Raw genomic sequence first — 299 nt, 5'->3', positions numbered from 1 at the left:
GGTTGACGTACAACGCGCTGATCCAACAGGACACGAACCTCGTGTTGGGGACGACGCTGTTCTTCACGTTCGTCGCCGTCATCGGGAACCTCCTCGAAGACCTCGTGTTCACCGTACTCGACCCGCGGATCAGCTACGATGACAGGTAATTCAACTGAGAACAATGGCAACTGAAGAATCCGAACGGTTCGATCAAGTCGACTGGAACGACCTCTCGCGGTCGGGACGGTTCGATCTGTCGATCAACTCGCTCGGGATGCTCCTGACGACGGTCCCGCTCGCGCTGCTCGGCGTGTACG

General features: G+C 58.2%; 2 pseudogenes. Both read left to right on the top strand.

Annotated features, from left to right (window positions below):
- Positions 1-149: pseudogene (locus tag EXE42_RS20495) on the top strand (ABC transporter permease); the annotation flags it as partial.
- Positions 150-163: 14 nt separating this feature from the next.
- Positions 164-299 (top strand): annotated as a pseudogene (locus EXE42_RS20725) (ABC transporter permease); the annotation flags it as partial.

This window comes from Halorubrum sp. SP3 (assembly GCF_005435195.1).
Classification (GTDB): domain Archaea; phylum Halobacteriota; class Halobacteria; order Halobacteriales; family Haloferacaceae; genus Halorubrum; species Halorubrum sodomense.
Note: the sequence above shows the minus strand (reverse complement) of the source record. Positions and strands in the feature narration are given on the sequence as shown.